Origin of the sequence: Mesorhizobium sp. UC74_2, from assembly GCF_042701485.1 — a bacterium.
Classification (GTDB): domain Bacteria; phylum Pseudomonadota; class Alphaproteobacteria; order Rhizobiales; family Rhizobiaceae; genus Mesorhizobium.
The window spans coordinates 883,481-900,749 of the sequence record NZ_CP170562.1 but is presented as its reverse complement, the minus strand read 5'-3'; the positions used below and the strand labels follow the sequence as shown (position 1 = coordinate 900,749).

The window sequence follows — 17,269 nt, the reverse complement described above, 5'->3', positions numbered from 1 at the left end:
GAGGTCCCGATGATCATCGTAACCGGCGGCGCCGGCATGATCGGCTCCAACATCGTCGCCGCGCTCAATGCCGAAGGCCATGACGACATCCTTGTCGTCGACGATCTGACCGACGGCCACAAGATCATCAACCTGGCCGATCTCAGGATCGCCGACTATCTCGACAAGGACGAATTCCCGGCCGCATTCGAGGCCGGCAAGCTCGGTCGGATCGAAGCGGTTTTCCATCAGGGCGCCTGCTCGACCACCACCGAATGGAACGGCAAATTCATGATGGAGGTGAATTTCGCCTATTCGAAGCGCCTGCTGCATGCCTGCCTCGAACAGCGTGTCCCGTTCCTTTACGCATCCTCGGCCTCCGTCTACGGCGGCGGTTCGGTGTTCCGGGAAGAGCAGGACTTCGAGCTGCCGCTCAACGTCTACGCCTGGTCGAAGAAACTCTTCGACGACTATGTCCGCCGCGTGGTCGGCCCCGGCCATTCGCAGGTCGCCGGCTTGCGCTATTTCAACGTCTATGGCCCGCGCGAACAGCACAAGGGCACCATGGCCTCGGTCGCCTTCCATCTGTTCAATCAGGTCGGTCGCGGCGAAAACCCGAAGCTGTTCGGCGCCTATGACGGATTCGGCCCGGGCGAGCAGAGCCGCGACTTCATCCATGTCGGCGATGTCGCCGACGTCAATCTCTGGCTCTGGAAGCGCGGAGCCAGCGGCATCTTCAACTGCGGCACCGGCCGTGCCCAACCGTTCCGTGCCATCGCCGAGACCGTCATCGCATCGCTCGGCAAGGGCAGCATCGAATATATCGACTTCCCCGACCATCTGAAGGGCAGCTACCAGAGCTTCACCCAAGCTGATATGTCCCGCCTGCGTGCTGCCGGTTACAACGGACAGTTCCGCGACGTGGAAACCGGTGTGAAAGACTATGTCGAATGGCTGAAAGCCCGACGATCCTCGTGATCGGCCCCCGCTGGGTGGGCGACATGGTCATGGCGCAATGCCTGTTTTCGGCATTGAAAGAGCTCTATCCGAATGCCGGAATCGACGTCATGGCGCCAGCATGGGCGGCCCCGCTGGTCGGGCGCATGCCGGAAGTCCGCCAGCAGATCGAAATGCCGGTGCCGTCGGGCAAGCTGGAGCTTGGCGTTCGGCGCAGATACGGCCGCATGCTCAAGGGCCGCTATGACATGGCCTATGTGCTGCCAGGCAGCCTGAAATCGGCCCTGATCCCGTTCTTTGCCCGGATTCCGAAACGCGTCGGCCATCTGCGCGAAATGCGCTACGGCCTGCTCACCGACATCGTCGGGCAACCCAAGAAGGAAAAGCGGCGTACCGCCTACGGCTTCTTTTCCCTGGCGCGTGGCGGCACGTTCCAGCCCCCCAAACTGACCGTGGACGCGACGAACCAGTCCGAACTGCTTGCGCGCAACGATCTCCAGCCGGGCAGGTTCGTGGCGATGATGCCGGGAGCGGAATTCGGCCCGGCCAAGCGCTGGCCAAGCGCATCCTATGCCGGCTTTGCCCGCGCGATGATGGTGCAGGGTCTGAAGGTCGTGCTCTTCGGCTCGAAGAACGACAGCGCGGTGACGGCGGAGATCGCGGCACTGGCACCTGGCTGCGTCGACCTTGCCGGCAAGACCCGCCTGGAAGACGCCATCGACGTCATCGCCGCGGCGAAGCTGGCAGTGTCCAACGACAGCGGCCTGATGCATGTCGCCGCGGCCGTCGGCACGCCGATAGTCGCCGTCTACGGCTCGACGTCGCCGGAAAACACGCCGCCGCTCGCTGAAAAACGCGAACTGGTATGGCTGCAGCTTTCCTGCTCACCCTGCCACAAGAAGGTCTGTCCGCTCGGCCACATGAATTGCCTCAACACGCTTGATGTCGAACGTGTCGTCCAGGCGGCGGATCGGCTGATGGAACAAGCGACGGCGGCATGAAAGTCCTCATCGTCAAGACCTCGTCGATGGGCGATGTCATCCACACCTTTCCGGCCGTTCAGGACGCCCTGCGTGCCCGGGCCAACATCAGCTTCGACTGGTGCGTGGAAGAAGCGTTCGCCGGCATCGTGGCGTTGCATCCAGCAATCGGCACGATCCACAAGGTAGCGCTGCGACGCTGGCGCAGGCAGATCTTGTCGCCTGACACCTGGCGCGAAGGAGCCGCCTTGCGCAAGACCTTGCGCGCCGCTCGCTACGACCTGGTGCTTGACGCGCAGGGGTTGCTGAAATCGGCCTTCGTCGCGAGATTCGCCGGTGCGCCGATTGCCGGCTTCGACAAGGCAAGCGCGCGCGAACCTTCCGCCGCCCTTTTCTACGATCAGCGCTACGGCGTCCCGCGCGATCTGCACGCCATCGAGCGCACGCGACGCCTGTTTGCGCTGGCTCTTGGCTACGAGCCCGACCTGTCGATACTCGATTCCGGCATCGCCGTGCCCTCGGGCAATACGCCGATCCCGACCGGACAGGTGGCGACCCTGCTGCACGGCACCAGCCGCGAGGACAAGAAGTGGCCGGTTCAGGAGTGGATCACCACTGCCGGGCTGCTGGTCGGGCAGGGATTTACGCCGGTCACGACCTGGTCGAACGAAAAGGAACGAGCTGTGGCCGAGGCGATCGGCAAGGCCGTGCCGGCAACGCTGGTGCTGCCGAAATCGCCCTTGTCGGAGGTCGCCGGGCTGATCGGCCGCTCCACGCTCGTCATCGGCGCTGATACCGGCCTCACCCATCTGGCAGCGGCATTCGGCTTGCCCACAGTTGCGATTTTCCTGACGACGGAGCCGGGCCTCACCGGCCCGCGCGGGCAATATGCCTCGACCCTTGTCGCTCATGGCGACCAGCCTGTGACACCACAGGCAGCGGTCGCCGAGGCGATGGCTTTGCTGAGGCTGCAGGGCAGATAGCCAAAGGAGAGGCTGTGCCTGGACGACGGCCCGGCCTCGAATATCGACCGGGCCTAGACGAACTGGACCTTCACGATCTCATAGCCGCGGGCACCACCTGGCGCGTTGACTTCGATGGCGTCGCCGACCCCCTTGCCGATGAGGGCGCGAGCGATCGGCGAGGAGATCGAAATCCTGCCCGCCTTCACGTCTGCTTCCTGGTCGCCGACGATCTGGTAGGTCTTCTTCTCTTCGGTGTCTTCATCGACGAGGACGACGGTGGCACCAAATTTGATGGTGCTGCCGGAGAGCTTGGAGACGTCGATGACTTCAGCACGCGCCACCAGATCCTCGAGTTCGCTGACGCGGCCTTCATTGAGGCTCTGCTGCTCCTTGGCGGCGTGATATTCGGCGTTTTCCGAAAGGTCGCCATGCGAACGTGCCTCGGAGATCGCTTCGATGATGCGCGGCCGCTCTTCCTGCTGGCGCCAGCGCAGCTCTTCCTTGAGAGTCTCGAAACCTCCGCCTGTCATCGGCACTTTGTTCATCATCTCACCTTTTCCTGCCGGCCCCTGAAGCGGGACCAACCCTGTCGCTGGGTACAAAAAGAAAACGGTCCGGCAGCTTCTGGCTGACGGAACCGTCTCACCTCAGATTCCCGTAATATAGCAATCTCTAGCCGATTTTCATCTCAAAAAAGCAGGGCGCAAGCTCCCGTATCGGCAGGTTCCGCCGACCGCGACGTCTGGCCTCGTTCTCCTGATTCCGCCAGGCCGGCACTCAGCTTCTGTCGTAGTGGTCGATCTGCTCGGACAGCATGCCGTATTCGCGCGACTGCTTGCCCGTACGCTTTTCGATCTCGCCCAGCTGTTCGCGCGCACCGGCGACATCGCCCATCTGCAGGCGTGCTTCGCCCAGATATTCGCGCACCAGCGTATAGTCAGGATTCTGCCGCAGCGCCTCTTCATAATAGCCGAGCCCGACGACGATACGACCGGACTTGCGATGCGAGTACCCGAGATAATTGAGGATGCGCGGATCCTTCTTGTTCGAGGCTAGCGTCAGGACCGCGATCGCCTCGTCATAGCGACCGGCCATAGCCAGATCGTGCCCTGCCTCGTAGATGTTGTCGTCGTCCAGCATGCCTTGCTTGGGCGGCGCGCACTTCTTTGACTTGGTGTCGTAGACCTCGCCCTTCTTGCATTTGGTCACCGTCGGGCTGGGCGTATCGCTACCACCGCCACCACCGGCAGCCTGGACCTGGACGGTGACAAACGGCATGGCGACAAGAACGGCCGCCGCGTGGATCAGAAGTCGCTTGTGCATTGGGGGAACTCCTCCTGGCCTATCAATGACAGGATAACGCCGAAGGAGTTCGATTTCATCCCGCCATGTCCATAATCTATCCCTTGAAAATGAACGCTGCTCCACCGGCGATCAGCGCAAAGCCGACGGCATGGTTCCAGGTCAGCGTTTCCTTGAGATAGAGCACGGAGAACACCGCAAAGACGGTCAGCGTGATCACCTCCTGCATCGTCTTGAGTTCGGCAGCCGAATAAACCTGGTTGCCGATGCGGTTCGCTGGCACGGCCAGCCAGTATTCGAAGAAGGCGATCAGCCAGCTGCCCATGACGGCAATCCAGATCGGCGAGCTTTTGAATTTCAGATGCCCGTACCAGGCGAACGTCATGAAGACATTCGAAGCGATGAGCATGAGGATCGGCAGGACGCGAGGCGAAAGTATCAGCGACATCGGGGAAATCCAGAGACAAGGAGGGATGCCCATTTCAAGCCACCCGCCGCACCAGTCAACTGCCTTTGTCCATTGCGGCAGCGAGCCTTCTGCAACAATGCCGTAACCCATTGTGAACGAAGAGTTCTCGGCACCAGGCAACCAAAGGGAGCAGTCGTCGTTTGCGTTTCATGACGCTGTTGAAACGGCCGCTGGCGGCAATCGGAATCACGCTTCTGGGTACCGTCGCCTCGTTCGACGGCTCCCTGGCCTCGGCAAGATCTCCGAAACTGCCCGCAACGGCGCCAATCCCGGAAGCCCATCGCAGGGACATGGACGAAATCGCGCCTATCTCTCCTGAGACCCCTGCCCCCTCTGACGTGCCACTGCCACAGGCGCGCCCCGACAAGGCTCCGGACAAGGCTGCAAATGAGCAGGAAGGTCGCAAACCGTTTCAGGGGCCCGAACTACCATCGGACTGGAAAAGACCCGTAGCCACGAAGCCGTTGCCCGATCCTCGCTCGAACATCGCACCCGCTGAAAGGATGCCTGCTGAGGAAACCGCATGTCGTGAACGGCTGAAAACGCTTGGTGCGGAATTCGACGAGGCAAAGGCAAAGCACGACGATGCGCTTGGCTGCTCGCTGCCTTATCCTCTGATGCTGAAGAAACTGGGACAGTCGGTCGAAGTCACACCGGATGTCGAACTCGACTGCGCCATGGCCGAAACCATGTCCCGCTTCGTCAAGGATGTGGTTGCACCTGCTGCAAAAGCCGAACTCGGCCAGGAGTTGAAATCCATCTCGCAGGCGTCCGGCTATGTCTGTCGCCCTCGCAACGGCAGTTCCAAGCTTTCAGAGCATGCTTTCGGCAACGCCCTGGACATTGCTGCGTTCACATTCAAGGACGGCACCACCGTCGAGGTCGGCAAGACCTCATCGGCGCCGCAGGCGAAGCTGATCGACCGGATCCGCAAGGCAGCCTGTGGACCGTTCAAGACGGTGCTTGGCCCCGGCAGCGACGCCGACCATGCCCTTCATCTGCATCTCGATCTCGCCCCGCGCAAGAATGGCGGCACCTTCTGCCAATAGCCCCTCCGCCGCATTTCGACCACAGCCGTAAACCGCTCCGCTGAGCTTTCCTTTACCGTTCAGGCGTAAAACAGCCTTGGCTCGAGGGGCTTGCCCGAGGGACGGGAAGAACGATGGCCGGAGTAACTTTCATCGCCGGGCGACCCAGGCGCGAACCGTGGACCGCGGTAAGGCGACTTGCCGCGCTGAGCATTCTGGCGACGGTCGCCGCCTGCACGACCGGCGATGTCTTCGAACTGAAGCCTGCAGTCGATGTCGGCTCGACGACCTCTGCAGTGCCAAGGATGGCACCTGCCGCACCGGAATTGTCAGGCATGCAAACCCTGGTACCGTCCAACCCTTACATGACGGCGGCCTATCCGCGCATGGACGAGCCCATGTCGCCCGTGGAGCAACTGTCCTCGGAAGAGATCGACTGCCGCAGCGAACTGAAGCGGCTCGACGTCGCCTACACCGATCTCTCTCCGATCCGCGAAGGACAATGCGGCATCGCACATCCGGTCAAGGTGACGGCGATCGGCAGCGTCCAGATGAAGCCGGCAGCGACGCTGACCTGCAATATGGCCGCGACCTTTGCCGCATGGACCAAGCGCGAACTGGTGCCGACCGCACGCTGGCGTTATCTGTCAGGCGTCAAAACCATCCGCCAGGGGTCAAGCTATTCCTGTCGCAGGATCGCCGGGGAAGGCGTGCTGTCGGAACATGGCAAGGGCAACGCGCTCGACGTGATGAGCATCGAACTCAACAATGGGGAGGACATCGACGTGCGCAAGCCCGGCTGGTTCGCCTTCCGCACCAGCGGCTTCCTCGATTCGGTGCGTTCCGACGGCTGCGACTACTTCACCACCGTGCTCGGCCCGGGCTACAATTACGATCACCGCAACCACTTCCATTTCGACATCAAGAACCGCAGGAACGGCTATCGCGCCTGTCGCTAAAGCAACTCCAGGAACAGTGTGAAAACGGTTTTCAGTCTGGAATTGCGTGAAACAAGGCGTTGGAGTGTTTCCGCGTTTCCGTGAAAACGGAAACGCTCCAGGGCAGCGCACTCAATCAAAGTTCAATGCGCTTTGGACAAAACGCCTGCCACCGCTTTTCGAAGTGGCAGGCGGGATGCTATTGAGCGCGCATGCTTTACGCTGAAATCGCTATCGTGGTCGCTCTCATCTGCGTGAACGGCCTTTTGGCAATGTCCGAACTCGCCATCGTCTCTGCCCGTCCGGCAAGGCTCAAGGCGATGATCGATCGCCATGTCAGCGGTGCGGCGCGCGCGCTGGAGCTCGGCGCCAATCCTGGCAAATTCCTGTCTTCCGTCCAGATCGGCATCACGCTGGTCGGTATTCTGTCGGGTGCTTTTTCAGGCGCCACGCTCGGCGAGCGGCTCGCCGATTTCCTGGCCGATTCCGGTGTCGGCCCGCGTTTTGCCAATCCGGTCGGCGTCGGTATCGTCGTGGCGATCATCACCTATGCTTCTCTGATCGTCGGCGAACTGGTGCCGAAGCAGATTGCGTTGCGGGATCCTGAGCGTGTCGCCTCCCGTGCGGCGCCCTTCATGGCGGTGCTCGCCAAGATCGCGGCGCCGATCGTTTTCGTGCTCGACATCTCCGGCCGCGCCGTTCTGTGGCTGCTCGGCTTTCGCGGCGAAAGCGAGGAAAAGGTCACCGACGAAGAGATCAAGATGCTGGTAGCCGAAGCCGAACACCACGGCACGATCGAGTCGGACGAGCGCCGCATGATTGCCGGCGTCATGCGCCTGGGCGACCGCGCCGTGCGCGCCGTGATGACGCCGCGTACGGACGTTGACTGGATCAACCTTCAGGCCGACGACACGGCGATCCGCAAACTTCTGATGGAGACGCAGCACTCGCGCCTGCCTGCTGGCGAAAGCGTCGACGCCATGATCGGCGTCGTACAGACGAGAGACGTCCTGGCTGCTTTGCTCGCAGGCCGCACGCTCGATCCGCGCAAGCACGTCAAGACCGCGCCGATCGTGCACGATCAGGCCGACGCGCTGGACGTACTCGCAACCCTGCGTGAATCCGAAGTGCCGATGGCGCTCGTCCATGACGAATACGGCCATTTCGAAGGCATTGTCACACCGGCCGACATCCTGGAAGCGATCACCGGTGTGTTCCGATCCGATCTCGATGCCGGCGACGACGAGGAAAGCGCCGTCCAGCGCGAGGATGGCTCCTGGCTGCTCGCCGGCTATATGCCGGCCGACGAGATGGCCGACCTGCTCGGTTTCGACCTGCCGGAAGATCGCGACTACGAGACCGTTGCCGGCTATCTCCTGTCGCACCTTGCCCACCTGCCGACCACGGGTGAGACTGTCGACGCCCAGGGCTGGCGCTTTGAAGTCGTCGACCTCGACGGCCGCCGCATCGACAAGGTCATCGCAGCGCGGCTGGCCGGCGGGCAGCAAGGCGCGACGCGCTAAATCCAAAGCAAAGGCGGCAAGCCGCCTTTGCTTGAAGGAACAACCTCAGGCGGCTTCGACGTCAGCCGTCGCCAGATCGGCATCGCGAGCCGCCTTCAGCGCACGCGTGTACCAGGACAGCTGGTTCAGCATGTCTTCCGCGGCCTGGTTGACATGTTCGAGCTCCGACAACTTGGTGCCGCCCTTCACGGCCATGTAGTCCGCCCAGACGATATGGACCGCGGTGCGCACGGGCACCATCTGCAGCTCAATCGCGTGAAGGCGCAGCTGTTCGATCGAGCGGGCGCCACCGACGCCGCCATATCCTACGAAACCGACCGGCTTCTTGTTCCATTCGGTATAGGCATAATCGAGCGCATTCTTGAGCACGGCACTCGGCCCATGCGTATATTCGCTGGCCGTGAAGATGAAACCGTCGAACTCATCGACTTTCTTCTGCCAGCGTTGCGCGACCTCGTTCCTGGATGGCGCCCAAAGCGAGGATGCCGGTTCGTCGAAAAACGGCATCGGATAATCACGCAGATCGACAAGCTCTACGTCCCATTCACTGTGCCTGGCGGCAAGTTTGGTAATCCATTCAGCCGGCACGTCAGCGAAGCGGGTTGCGCGCGTCGAACCAATCACGACGGCGATCTTGGGTTTTGACATCGGAGACTCCTTGCAGGGACGAATTGGGAGTATCATTTGGATACCGACGCTATATCTGATACTGTCAACTCGATTGGCAAGGAGGCACTTTTTTGAAACCGAGGCACCCGCATGTCACCGGCGACTGCCTGGCAGTCAGCGATATTCTGCAGCGCATCGGCGACAAATGGTCGTTGCTGGTTGTCCAGAATCTGGGTGGAGGCCCGCAGCGCTTCAACGAATTGAAGCATTGTATCGGCAACATCTCCCAGAAGATGCTGACGACGACACTGCGCAGTCTGGAGCGCGACGGCTTTGTCACACGCACGGTCTTTCCGACCATTCCACCACGGGTCGACTATGAGTTGACTGACCTTGGCCGCGAGCTGCTGATACCGGTCAAGGGCCTCGCCGAATGGGCCATCGCCAATGCAGGTCGCGTCAGCGCAGCCCGCGCCCGTTTCGACGGCGTCAAGGCTGCGGCCTGACGCCCGAAAGGATCATTCGGCAGGTATGGGTTTCGGCTTGCCTTCGCCGTCAAGCGCAACCATGACGAAGTCGGCATGTGTCACCATCTCCATGAGATCGGAGAGGTAGCGTTGCGCCCAGGCTTCGACCTTCAGCGTCATGGAGGTGCGGCCGACGCGTTCCACGACGGTGTAGATGCAGAGCGTGTCGCCGATCTTCATCGGCTTGGCGAAGGACATCTCTTTCACCGCTGCGGTCACCACCCTGCCCTTGGCACGCTCGGCAGCCCGGATACCGCAGGCCAGATCCATCTGCGCCATCACCCAGCCGCCGAAAATATCTCCGGCTGCATTGGCATCCGAAGGCATGGCCAGTGTCCGTAGCGTCAGGTCGCCGTTCGGTTTTCCGTCTGCGTAGTGCACCATGCGAAATCCCTCGTGCCGAATGTCATGATGCCGTAGCGGCGCGACGGGAAAGCGTCAACGCCGGCAGGCAGGAACACCGCCCTTGCGGGAAATGAACAGCTCGGTTGTTTCGGTCGTTTTTCTCACACCGCATGCCGGAAGTGCCGGTGATAGCGACGAATGCGACAGCTAGTCTGGCAAAAAAGCAGACCGGGCACCGCCATTCGCCATGCAGACTTATGATTTTATCGTCGTCGGTTCCGGCTCGGCCGGCTCGGTTGTGGCGGAGAGGCTTTCGGCATCGGGACGTTTTTCCGTACTCATCCTCGAAGCCGGCGGCAGCGACAGGCGTTTCTTCGTGCAGATGCCGCTGGGTTACGGCAAGACCTTCTTCGACCCCGCGGTGAACTGGAACTACAAGACCGAGCCCGATCCGGGCCTTGCCGGCAATGCCGATCATTGGCCGCGTGGCAAGATCCGGGCGGATCGAGCTCCATCAACGCCATGGTCTGGATCCGCGGTGCCCGCGAGGATTTCGACGCCTGGGCGGCCGCCGGAAATCCCGGCTGGGGCTATGACGATGTTCTCCCCGTCTTCAAGGCCATCGAAGACAACGAGGCCGGCGCGGACCAGTGGCGCGGTCGCGGCGGCCCGATCCACGTCACCGACAATCGCGCCCGTGTCCACCGGCTGACGATCCGCTACTTGAAGGCCGCCGAACAGGCCGGGCTGCCCGCCAATGACGACTTCAACGGTGCCGGCCAGGAGGGCGCAGGCATCTACCAGATCACGACCAGGAATGGGCGCCGCATGTCGACGGCCCGGGGCTTCCTCCGCCCTGCCATGAAGCGCGCCAATGTGCGCGTCGAAACACATGCGCTGGCGACGAAGATCCTGTTCGAAGGCAGGCGCGCGGTCGGCATCGAATATATGCAGAACGGCGAAACCAGAACCGTGCGCGCCGGCCGCGAAGTGATCTTGTCCGGCGGCTCGATCAATTCGCCCCAGCTTCTCCAGCTCTCCGGCGTGGGTCCAGCCGATCTGCTGTCCAGCCTTGGCATTGCGCCCGTACAGCAGTCGGAAAATGTCGGTCGGAATCTCCAGGACCACCAGGGTGTCAACTACACCTGGAAGGCCAAATGGCCCACCCTCAACCAGGTCCTGCGGCCGTGGTGGGGCAAGCTGCTGGTCGGCCTGCACTATCTTGTATTGCGCTCCGGCCCACTGTCGATGTCGATGAACCAGGGCGGCGGTTTCTTCCGCACCGATCCCGACCAGCCTCGTCCAAACATGCAGCTGTACTTCCAGGCCTTTTCCACCGTGCTGCCGAAACCAGGCGAACGGCCGATCCTCTCGCCGGATCCGTGGCCTGGCTTTTCCATCGGCCTTTCCAACTGCCGTCCATCCAGCCGCGGCGAGATCATGATCCGTTCGAAGAATCCACAGGACCATCCGAGGATCACCCCCAACGCTTTCTCGACCAACGAAGACGTGTCGGAAATGCTCGACGCCGTGAAGTTCCTGCGCCGGATCGCAGCGCAACCGGCGCTCGCCGACATCATCGCGGAGGAGGTTTTACCTGGACCTTCAATCACTTCCGATGCCGACCTGATTCAGGATTTCAGGAAGCGTTCCGGTACCGTCTATCACCCCGTATCGACTTGCCGCATGGGCCCGGACCCTGCCCGTGCCGTGGTCGATCCACGCCTGAAGGTCCATGGCCTGAGCGGCCTGCGCGTCATCGACGCGTCGATCTTTCCTGACAACATCGCCGGCAACACCAACGCCGCCTCGATCATGACGGGGTGGAAAGGCGCTGAAATGGTTCTGGAGGACAATCGATGAAAGTCACAGACGTAAAGACCTGGGTTGTCGGCAACCCGCCGCCCGGCATCGGCGGCAAATATTTCATCTTCGTCAAGCTGACGACCGATTCCAATATCGTCGGCTATGGCGAAGCCTACAACGCCACCTTCTCCGGACACGTCACCGCCCGCATGATCGAAGACATGGCCGAACGCTACTTGATCGGCCGTGACCCGCATGATGTCGAAAGTTTCTTCCGCCGCTGCTATTCGTCAGGCTTCACCCAACGCCCGGACGTGTCGGGCATGGGCTGTTTCTCCGCGCTCGAAATGGCTTGCTGGGACATCATCGGTAAGGAGGCGGGCAAGCCGGTCTACAAGCTGCTCGGTGGCCAGGTGCACGAAAAGCTGCGCTCCTACACCTACCTTTATCCGCACGAGGGCAGCGTCCATTCCGAGGATGCACAAGGTCGGAACGTCTACAACGATCCCGATCTCGCCGCCGAATGTGCGGCACTTTACGTCGATCAGGGCTTTAACGCCGTGAAGCTCGACCCCGCCGGTCCGTATACAGCCTTCGACGGCCATCAGCCGCGCCTCCTCGACATCGACCTCTCGGCCCGCATGATCAAGGCGATCCGCGAGGCGGTCGGCACCCGAGCGGATATCCTGTTCGGCACCCACGGCCAGTTCACGGCTTCCGGTGCGCTTCGCATGGCCCGCGCCATCGAACCCTACGACCCACTCTGGTTCGAGGAACCAGTGCCGCCGGATATGCCGGAAGTGATGGCGCAAGTGGCACGCGGCACCTCGATCCCGATCGCCACGGGCGAGCGGCTGACCACCAAGTTTGAGTTCGCTCGCGTCATCGAAAACCGCGCTGCCACGATCCTGCAGCCAGACCTCGGCCGTTCCGGTGGCATTCTCGAGACCAAGAAGATCGCGGCAATGGCCGAGGCCTATCACATCCAGATCGCACCGCATTGCTATTGCGGCCCGATCGTGGGCGCCGCAAACATCCAGGTCGCGGCAACGTTGCCGAACTTCCTTATCCTGGAATCCCTGAAGCAGTGGGATGGTTTCCACGCCACTCTGCTCAAGAAGAAGATCGAATGGCAGGACGGCTGGGTCATTCCATCAAAGGAACCCGGCCTCGGCGTTGAACTCGACGAAGCGGTCTGCGAGGCCCATCCATGGAATGGCAAGCAACTGCATCTGGAAATGGCGCCGGACCCGCTATTTCCCTGAGATCGCGAGAGAGAAGTCGAAAACTCGAACTCTTTCAGCAACTTGCTGAAATCTCCGGAATCAGTTCGACAGGAAGCTGATTCAAGATGCGAAGCGCTTGAATCAGCACCTCAACTTCAGGGCACGGGGCATGACCTCGAACTCTGCAGGGACACGGCCCGGCGCTTCCCCATCGATATCGACCAAAGCACTGTTGTCGAAAGCACCGCTTGCTGGCTCGACCAGGACCTTCCTGCCGCGAAGGATGGTAACCGCCGGATGGTTGCGGTGCTGTCCGGTGTAGAGCAGGCGGATGTCCCGCATGAGCGCGACCTTGCCCCCAGCGCGCAGGATGACGATGTCGAACTGTCCGTCGTCCAGCGAGGCGTCGGGCGCGATCATCATGCCGCCACCGAAGAAGGGGCCGTTGGCAATGGCCACCAGGGCGACACGCCCCGCGATCGGTTCCCCGTCGTCGATCGTGACGATCACATCGTCGAAATGGTAATTGAAGAATTCCGTGACCGTCCGCCACAGAAACAAGGCCTTTGCCGGGATCCGTCCTTTGCGCCTGTCCGCGTTCACCGCGCGATCGACATGACCGGACAGGCCGAGGCTGGCAATGTTGATGAAATGCCGGCTGGCCAAGGCGCCGTGATCGTCGATGTAGGAGATGCGCCCGACATCGATCATCCGTATTTGGCAAGCGGCAATCCGCTCGAGCACCGCGTCGACATCGTCCGGCAAGCCGAGCCCGCGCGCGAAATCCGATCCTGTACCGCACGCAAGCAGGCCGAGCGCCGCGCTGTCATACCCCTCCCTTGCCGCCTGAAGCAGGCCATCCGCGGTTTCGGAGGCTGTACCATCACCACCGGCGGCAATGACCAATTCGTATCCCTCGGCTGCGAATTCGATCGCCAGGCGCTCTGCATCTCCTTCCGCCAGTGTCTCGCGCATCTCGAAGCGGCCGAGGTGGCGTTCGAGCGCGCCGGCGACGTCGACCCAGTCGCGCTTCAGCCGACCATCACCGGCAATGGGATTGAGAATGATGCCGACCTTCAACCGCGTCTCCCCTTGCGGTGGCCCTACCCGTATGAAAACGTCTCACTCAGAACTCGGCAAGGGCGGCGGCGGTTGCACGCAAGTTGGCGGCTTGGGCAAAACCGTCCCGTTTACCCGAAAAAACTCCTTTTACCACACGTTATTCCCGATAACCCCAGTATTCACAGGCCGTCCGTGGTTCCGCATCCCGGTGATCGGGCGTATGGTTAAATCATCTCAGGCGGCCACGGATTGAACGGTCGAAAGACAACGGCAACCGCGCGGAACTCCTGAGGCCTGCACCGCGCAGATCAGCAACGGGCTTGCTCGTTGCGAAATCAAGAGCCGCGATGTGCGGGGCCGCGGAAAGCGTGCGAACGCCAACGGCGGACCGATGCGAGCCATGAAGGCCGGGCAAGACCTTCGATGGCACGTCGACCGAAGCCCGCAAGGGTAGAGACCGGCGTGATCCGGATGAACGCAGCCCTTCGGGGAGGCCGACGGACGGGTCGTCAAAATCAAGGCCGGCAGGTGCAATGTCCTTCGGAAATTGCCGCCGCTGACTGGTCCTGGTCTGACAGGGAGGCGCTGGGAGAGATCCCGGCGCCAACTGTTTTTGGGGCCCGCTTCACAATGGCGATTTCCAGATGCTCCGGTCGCCGGCACGGCCACTGCGGGACCCAACGCGCCACGGCTGCACACAGGAACGGAATCGGCTATCGTCCCCTTGTCATTCGAGGAGAGAGGGACTTTCCATGACGCTGATCCAGAAACTCGCCCTGGCTTATGCCGTGCTTTTCTTCGCCGTCGTGGCGATCGGTTATGTTCCCGCCTTCAACGATGCCAACGGCTACCTCTTCGGCCTGTTTTCCTTACAGTGGTACGATGATCTGCTGCATGCCTTCTCAGGTGTCTGGGCTGCGGTCGCCGCTTTCGTCTCGCACCGGCAGTCGGTGTTTTACTTCAAGCTGTTCGGCTCGGTTTATCTTTTCGACGGCGTGCTCGGCCTCATCACCGGCTCCGGCTGCCTTGACGGAGGCATCTTCATAAACGGCTTCCGTTCCTTCAGCGACATAGAGTTCCCGACACGCTTCTTCGCCAACCTGCCGCATATCCTGATCGGAGGCATTGCCGTCTACATCGGCTTCCGGCTGGCCAAACGTGTACACGACCACTTCGCGACGGCTTGAACCATGTTCGTGCTGCGTTGGCTGAAACGCATCCTGAAGACGATCGTCTGGCTGGCCGTCATCGTCCTGCTCATCCCGATCCTGGGCCTTGCCTATGGTTGGCTCACCACCTCACCCCTCGATACCGCCCCCCTGCCCGGCATTGCCGAAGGCGCACCACCGAAGGAACTGGCAGACAAGGTGCGCGCCGAGATTCCCGGCTACCAGCGGCCGGAAGAATCGACCTTCCTCACCTATCCGGAATGGGCCATCGTCTATGCCGCGCGCGAATATGCCGGCTATGTGAAAGACAATCCGCCGAGCGGCTTTCCCTACTGGTCCTACATCGGTCGCTTCTGGCAGGACTATGCGATGGTTATCCGTGCCAGTTCCGCATACCCGTTCAACTGGCAGAACCATCAGATGCTGGCGGTCATCGGCACTAGCCATACGATCGAGCACGTCATCCAATGGGCCTATGAGAACACGGTCGGCCGCGTCACGGAAGCGATCGGTGGCCATCGCACGACCGCAGATGTCTACCAGGCCAGGGTGGCGGCAGACTATGCCGCCTTCCTCGACCAGGTACCGTGGTATCAATTCCCTTATGCCGAAAAGCGCGCAGGTCTGTTTGCGGTCGAGCCCGCGGCAAGTGACGGCGCGGTGCGCCCAAATGAACGCAAGCTCGCCTTCGGCCTCGCTGACACGATCAAGCAGGGCTACGCGGATCTGATCAAACAGGCGCTCGCCGCCACCTCCGACCCCGCACTGCTCGACATCCATGTCTGGGCCAAGGGACCGGTCGGTGAGGCGACGCGCGGCGAGCCTGACACCTTGCTGGAACGCGATCATGGTGCAGATGGCGCCGTCTTCGTCACCAAGCGCTACCAGGTCTTCACGGAGATGATCCCGCGTTTGATCGGGAAAGGCGTTTCCTTCGTCGAGATCGGCGGCAATGACGAGATCATGGCCACGGTTCTGTCCAATGCCCCGGTTGCTGTTCCCGAAGGCGCTCGCGAGTTGTTCTCCTATCCGCTGCCGGCCGACCACGCATTGCGTCGCACCGGCCTCGTCGTCGCCGTGCGCAAGCTCCATACCGTCGTCCGCACTTTGATCGAGAGTGGGGCAAGACTGGAGCACCTCTACGATTATTGACCCTTTCCGCCACGCTGATTTCACAATCGCAGCGAAATCCCGCCGTGTTGCTGAGCGATCCTGTTTCTGATTTCGAGGGGCTCAGCCGTGATCAAGACCGCACTTGTCGCCATGACCATCGTGGGATGCGACTGCGACGCAAAGCTGTGTGAATATATCGGCGAAACACCGGCCAAATGGTCGACGGTCGCCGACTGTGAAGCTGCGATGAAAAACCAGATGCTGCAGCACCGCAAAGGATTCAGCTATCCGGTGGTCTCCGGCATATGCCGCACCGTCCAGCCGCAAACGGCTATGACCGTCTCAGCCGCTCTGCCAAAAGTCGCGTCGGCTCCGCTCGATGACGAGATCGCTGCACTTGGCCTGCATCGACCGGAAAATCCGGTCGGCCCACGTCCCGCAGCGGCAATCAAAATCAGGACGGAGGCCCGCGAACCCGATGTCGACGGCAGTGACGCAACCCTCTATCGGACAGAGAGTGGTTACACGCTGGTCAGGACCAGGCTGGACCGGACCGTCTCGAACACCGCCATGATCCTGAAACGCTCCGCCGGCTGGCTTTCGGCGCAACTGCAGGGCGGATGGTGATCACCGTCTACTTGCCCATGTGGAGTTTCAGGCTCTGCCAGAACTTGTCGATCATCGGCAGGTCGGCTGCTGTGTTATCATCATCCAGGCTGGTGATCACCACCACACCCTGGTCTGCGGTTCCGTAGCTCATTACCTCGTAAGCAACCTGGTCGGTGCGGGACTTCACCGTAGCCGTCAGCCCCTGCAGCACCTTGCCGTCGGCAAGCTTGCGTGAGCCGGCTTTCTGCGTGAGCTTTCCACCCGCTCGTACCGATTCCTTGGTGATTTCCTGCAGCATGAGCTGGTTGAGCATGACCGGGTTCATATCGGAATATTCCTGGATTATGACCATCGAGCCGACCGCCGAGGCCATCAGATGCTGGTCGATTCCCTTGGACAGACTGGTCTTCGTCACCGTCACCGTGCTCGGGTGCACGAAAGAGAAGCTGTTGCTGCTGAAGGTCGCGAATGCATTGCGTTCCAACCTGATCCGCGCATCCTTGCCGTTCGGCAGGGTCACGGTCGCGTCCTCGCCGGGATCGATGTCGATTGAAACGCCGTCGATGGTAAGTTTGTAAGCCTTGAGATCTTCCGAAACCGCTGGGGCAGAGACAAGCATGACAGCAATGACACCTGCCATCGTCGCTCCGTATCGCATCCCA

General features: G+C 61.4%; 18 protein-coding genes and 1 pseudogene. 12 read left to right on the top strand and 7 right to left on the bottom strand.

Going from position 1 to position 17,269, the window contains the following annotated elements:
- Positions 1-9: 9 nt before the first annotated feature.
- From rfaD to waaC, 3 genes are read left to right on the top strand one after another with little or no spacing between them, the layout of a single operon-like run.
- Positions 10-957 carry an ADP-glyceromanno-heptose 6-epimerase gene (rfaD, locus tag ACFJIU_RS04225; protein ID WP_379067798.1) on the top strand — a complete coding sequence of 316 codons (948 nt, stop codon included), beginning with the start codon at positions 10-12 and terminating at the stop codon, positions 955-957.
- Positions 930-1,937, top strand: a complete 1,008-nt coding sequence (gene waaF / locus ACFJIU_RS04220; protein ID WP_379067795.1) for a lipopolysaccharide heptosyltransferase II — start codon at positions 930-932, stop codon at positions 1,935-1,937. Before rfaD ends, waaF begins: the two co-directional genes overlap by 28 nt.
- The gene (waaC, locus tag ACFJIU_RS04215) at positions 1,934-2,899 is read left to right on the top strand and encodes a lipopolysaccharide heptosyltransferase I (RefSeq protein ID WP_379067793.1); all 966 of its coding nucleotides are present in this window, start codon (positions 1,934-1,936) and stop codon (positions 2,897-2,899) included. The genes waaF and waaC overlap by 4 nt, the downstream gene beginning before the upstream one ends.
- Before the next feature lie 53 nt (positions 2,900-2,952).
- Here the strand turns inward: waaC and greA are convergent, their stop codons facing one another.
- The 3 genes from greA to ACFJIU_RS04200 form a co-directional block, all read right to left on the bottom strand.
- A complete protein-coding gene (gene greA / locus ACFJIU_RS04210) occupies positions 2,953-3,426 on the bottom strand; it encodes a transcription elongation factor GreA (protein ID WP_379072949.1) in 474 nt (157 codons plus the stop codon).
- Between the two features lie 232 nt (positions 3,427-3,658).
- A complete protein-coding gene (locus tag ACFJIU_RS04205; RefSeq protein ID WP_379067790.1) occupies positions 3,659-4,204 on the bottom strand; it encodes a tetratricopeptide repeat protein in 546 nt (181 codons plus the stop codon).
- A gap of 76 nt (positions 4,205-4,280) precedes the next feature.
- A complete protein-coding gene (locus tag ACFJIU_RS04200; protein ID WP_379067787.1) occupies positions 4,281-4,631 on the bottom strand; it encodes a DMT family protein in 351 nt (116 codons plus the stop codon).
- A 170-nt stretch (positions 4,632-4,801) separates the two neighbouring features.
- On the opposite strand from ACFJIU_RS04200, the gene ACFJIU_RS04195 reads away from it, so the two are divergent.
- From ACFJIU_RS04195 to ACFJIU_RS04185, 3 genes are all read left to right on the top strand, one after another.
- Positions 4,802-5,701, top strand: coding sequence for an extensin family protein (locus ACFJIU_RS04195; protein ID WP_379072948.1), 900 nt, complete (start codon positions 4,802-4,804; stop codon positions 5,699-5,701).
- 113 nt (positions 5,702-5,814) lie between these two features.
- Positions 5,815-6,639, top strand: a complete 825-nt coding sequence (locus ACFJIU_RS04190; protein ID WP_379067784.1) for an extensin family protein — start codon at positions 5,815-5,817, stop codon at positions 6,637-6,639.
- Positions 6,640-6,830: 191 nt separating this feature from the next.
- Positions 6,831-8,141, top strand: coding sequence for a hemolysin family protein (locus ACFJIU_RS04185; RefSeq protein WP_379067782.1), 1,311 nt, complete (start codon positions 6,831-6,833; stop codon positions 8,139-8,141).
- A 45-nt stretch (positions 8,142-8,186) separates the two neighbouring features.
- Here ACFJIU_RS04185 and ACFJIU_RS04180 read toward each other — a convergent pair whose 3' ends face one another.
- Positions 8,187-8,789: an NADPH-dependent FMN reductase gene (locus ACFJIU_RS04180; protein ID WP_379067780.1), complete on the bottom strand. Its 603-nt coding sequence runs from the start codon at positions 8,787-8,789 to the stop codon at positions 8,187-8,189.
- Positions 8,790-8,881: 92 nt separating this feature from the next.
- On the opposite strand from ACFJIU_RS04180, the gene ACFJIU_RS04175 reads away from it, so the two are divergent.
- Positions 8,882-9,256, top strand: a complete 375-nt coding sequence (locus ACFJIU_RS04175; protein WP_379067778.1) for a winged helix-turn-helix transcriptional regulator — start codon at positions 8,882-8,884, stop codon at positions 9,254-9,256.
- A gap of 12 nt (positions 9,257-9,268) precedes the next feature.
- Here ACFJIU_RS04175 and ACFJIU_RS04170 read toward each other — a convergent pair whose 3' ends face one another.
- Positions 9,269-9,661 carry an acyl-CoA thioesterase gene (locus ACFJIU_RS04170; RefSeq protein WP_129416279.1) on the bottom strand — a complete coding sequence of 131 codons (393 nt, stop codon included), beginning with the start codon at positions 9,659-9,661 and terminating at the stop codon, positions 9,269-9,271.
- 208 nt (positions 9,662-9,869) lie between these two features.
- Here ACFJIU_RS04170 and ACFJIU_RS04165 point away from each other — a divergent pair.
- Positions 9,870-11,485, top strand: a pseudogene (locus ACFJIU_RS04165) (GMC family oxidoreductase).
- Positions 11,482-12,693, top strand: coding sequence for a mandelate racemase/muconate lactonizing enzyme family protein (locus ACFJIU_RS04160; RefSeq protein ID WP_379067776.1), 1,212 nt, complete (start codon positions 11,482-11,484; stop codon positions 12,691-12,693). Before ACFJIU_RS04165 ends, ACFJIU_RS04160 begins: the two are co-directional and overlap by 4 nt.
- Before the next feature lie 102 nt (positions 12,694-12,795).
- Here ACFJIU_RS04160 and ACFJIU_RS04155 read toward each other — a convergent pair whose 3' ends face one another.
- On the bottom strand, positions 12,796-13,734 hold the full coding sequence (locus ACFJIU_RS04155; protein WP_379067774.1) for a diacylglycerol/lipid kinase family protein: 939 nt from the start codon (positions 13,732-13,734) through the stop codon (positions 12,796-12,798).
- Positions 13,735-14,468: 734 nt separating this feature from the next.
- Here ACFJIU_RS04155 and ACFJIU_RS04150 point away from each other — a divergent pair.
- From ACFJIU_RS04150 to ACFJIU_RS04140, 3 genes are all read left to right on the top strand, one after another.
- Positions 14,469-14,903: a hypothetical protein gene (locus tag ACFJIU_RS04150; RefSeq protein ID WP_379067772.1), complete on the top strand. Its 435-nt coding sequence runs from the start codon at positions 14,469-14,471 to the stop codon at positions 14,901-14,903.
- 3 nt (positions 14,904-14,906) lie between these two features.
- Positions 14,907-16,037 (top strand): hypothetical protein, encoded by a 1,131-nt coding sequence (locus ACFJIU_RS04145; protein ID WP_379067770.1) that lies wholly within the window; start codon positions 14,907-14,909, stop codon positions 16,035-16,037.
- Positions 16,038-16,124: 87 nt separating this feature from the next.
- Complete coding sequence (locus ACFJIU_RS04140) at positions 16,125-16,625, top strand: hypothetical protein (RefSeq protein WP_379067768.1); 501 nt, start codon at positions 16,125-16,127, stop codon at positions 16,623-16,625.
- 7 nt (positions 16,626-16,632) lie between these two features.
- Here ACFJIU_RS04140 and ACFJIU_RS04135 read toward each other — a convergent pair whose 3' ends face one another.
- Positions 16,633-17,265, bottom strand: coding sequence for a hypothetical protein (locus ACFJIU_RS04135; RefSeq protein ID WP_379067765.1), 633 nt, complete (start codon positions 17,263-17,265; stop codon positions 16,633-16,635).
- Between the last annotated feature and the right edge of the window lie 4 nt (positions 17,266-17,269).

What these genes read in the sequence shown, in the direction of transcription:
- rfaD (WP_379067798.1), top strand. Translation starts at nt 10, where the DNA reads ATGATCATCGTAACCGGCGGCGCCGGCATGATCGGCTCCAACATCGTC.
- waaF (WP_379067795.1), top strand. Translation starts at nt 930, where the DNA reads ATGGCTGAAAGCCCGACGATCCTCGTGATCGGCCCCCGCTGGGTGGGC.
- waaC (WP_379067793.1), top strand. Translation starts at nt 1,934, where the DNA reads ATGAAAGTCCTCATCGTCAAGACCTCGTCGATGGGCGATGTCATCCAC.
- greA (WP_379072949.1), bottom strand. Translation starts at nt 3,426, where the DNA reads ATGAACAAAGTGCCGATGACAGGCGGAGGTTTCGAGACTCTCAAGGAA.
- ACFJIU_RS04205 (WP_379067790.1), bottom strand. Translation starts at nt 4,204, where the DNA reads ATGCACAAGCGACTTCTGATCCACGCGGCGGCCGTTCTTGTCGCCATG.
- ACFJIU_RS04200 (WP_379067787.1), bottom strand. Translation starts at nt 4,631, where the DNA reads ATGTCGCTGATACTTTCGCCTCGCGTCCTGCCGATCCTCATGCTCATC.
- ACFJIU_RS04195 (WP_379072948.1), top strand. Translation starts at nt 4,802, where the DNA reads ATGACGCTGTTGAAACGGCCGCTGGCGGCAATCGGAATCACGCTTCTG.
- ACFJIU_RS04190 (WP_379067784.1), top strand. Translation starts at nt 5,815, where the DNA reads ATGGCCGGAGTAACTTTCATCGCCGGGCGACCCAGGCGCGAACCGTGG.
- ACFJIU_RS04185 (WP_379067782.1), top strand. Translation starts at nt 6,831, where the DNA reads ATGCTTTACGCTGAAATCGCTATCGTGGTCGCTCTCATCTGCGTGAAC.
- ACFJIU_RS04180 (WP_379067780.1), bottom strand. Translation starts at nt 8,789, where the DNA reads ATGTCAAAACCCAAGATCGCCGTCGTGATTGGTTCGACGCGCGCAACC.
- ACFJIU_RS04170 (WP_129416279.1), bottom strand. Translation starts at nt 9,661, where the DNA reads ATGGTGCACTACGCAGACGGAAAACCGAACGGCGACCTGACGCTACGG.
- ACFJIU_RS04160 (WP_379067776.1), top strand. Translation starts at nt 11,482, where the DNA reads ATGAAAGTCACAGACGTAAAGACCTGGGTTGTCGGCAACCCGCCGCCC.
- ACFJIU_RS04150 (WP_379067772.1), top strand. Translation starts at nt 14,469, where the DNA reads ATGACGCTGATCCAGAAACTCGCCCTGGCTTATGCCGTGCTTTTCTTC.
- ACFJIU_RS04145 (WP_379067770.1), top strand. Translation starts at nt 14,907, where the DNA reads ATGTTCGTGCTGCGTTGGCTGAAACGCATCCTGAAGACGATCGTCTGG.
- ACFJIU_RS04135 (WP_379067765.1), bottom strand. Translation starts at nt 17,265, where the DNA reads ATGCGATACGGAGCGACGATGGCAGGTGTCATTGCTGTCATGCTTGTC.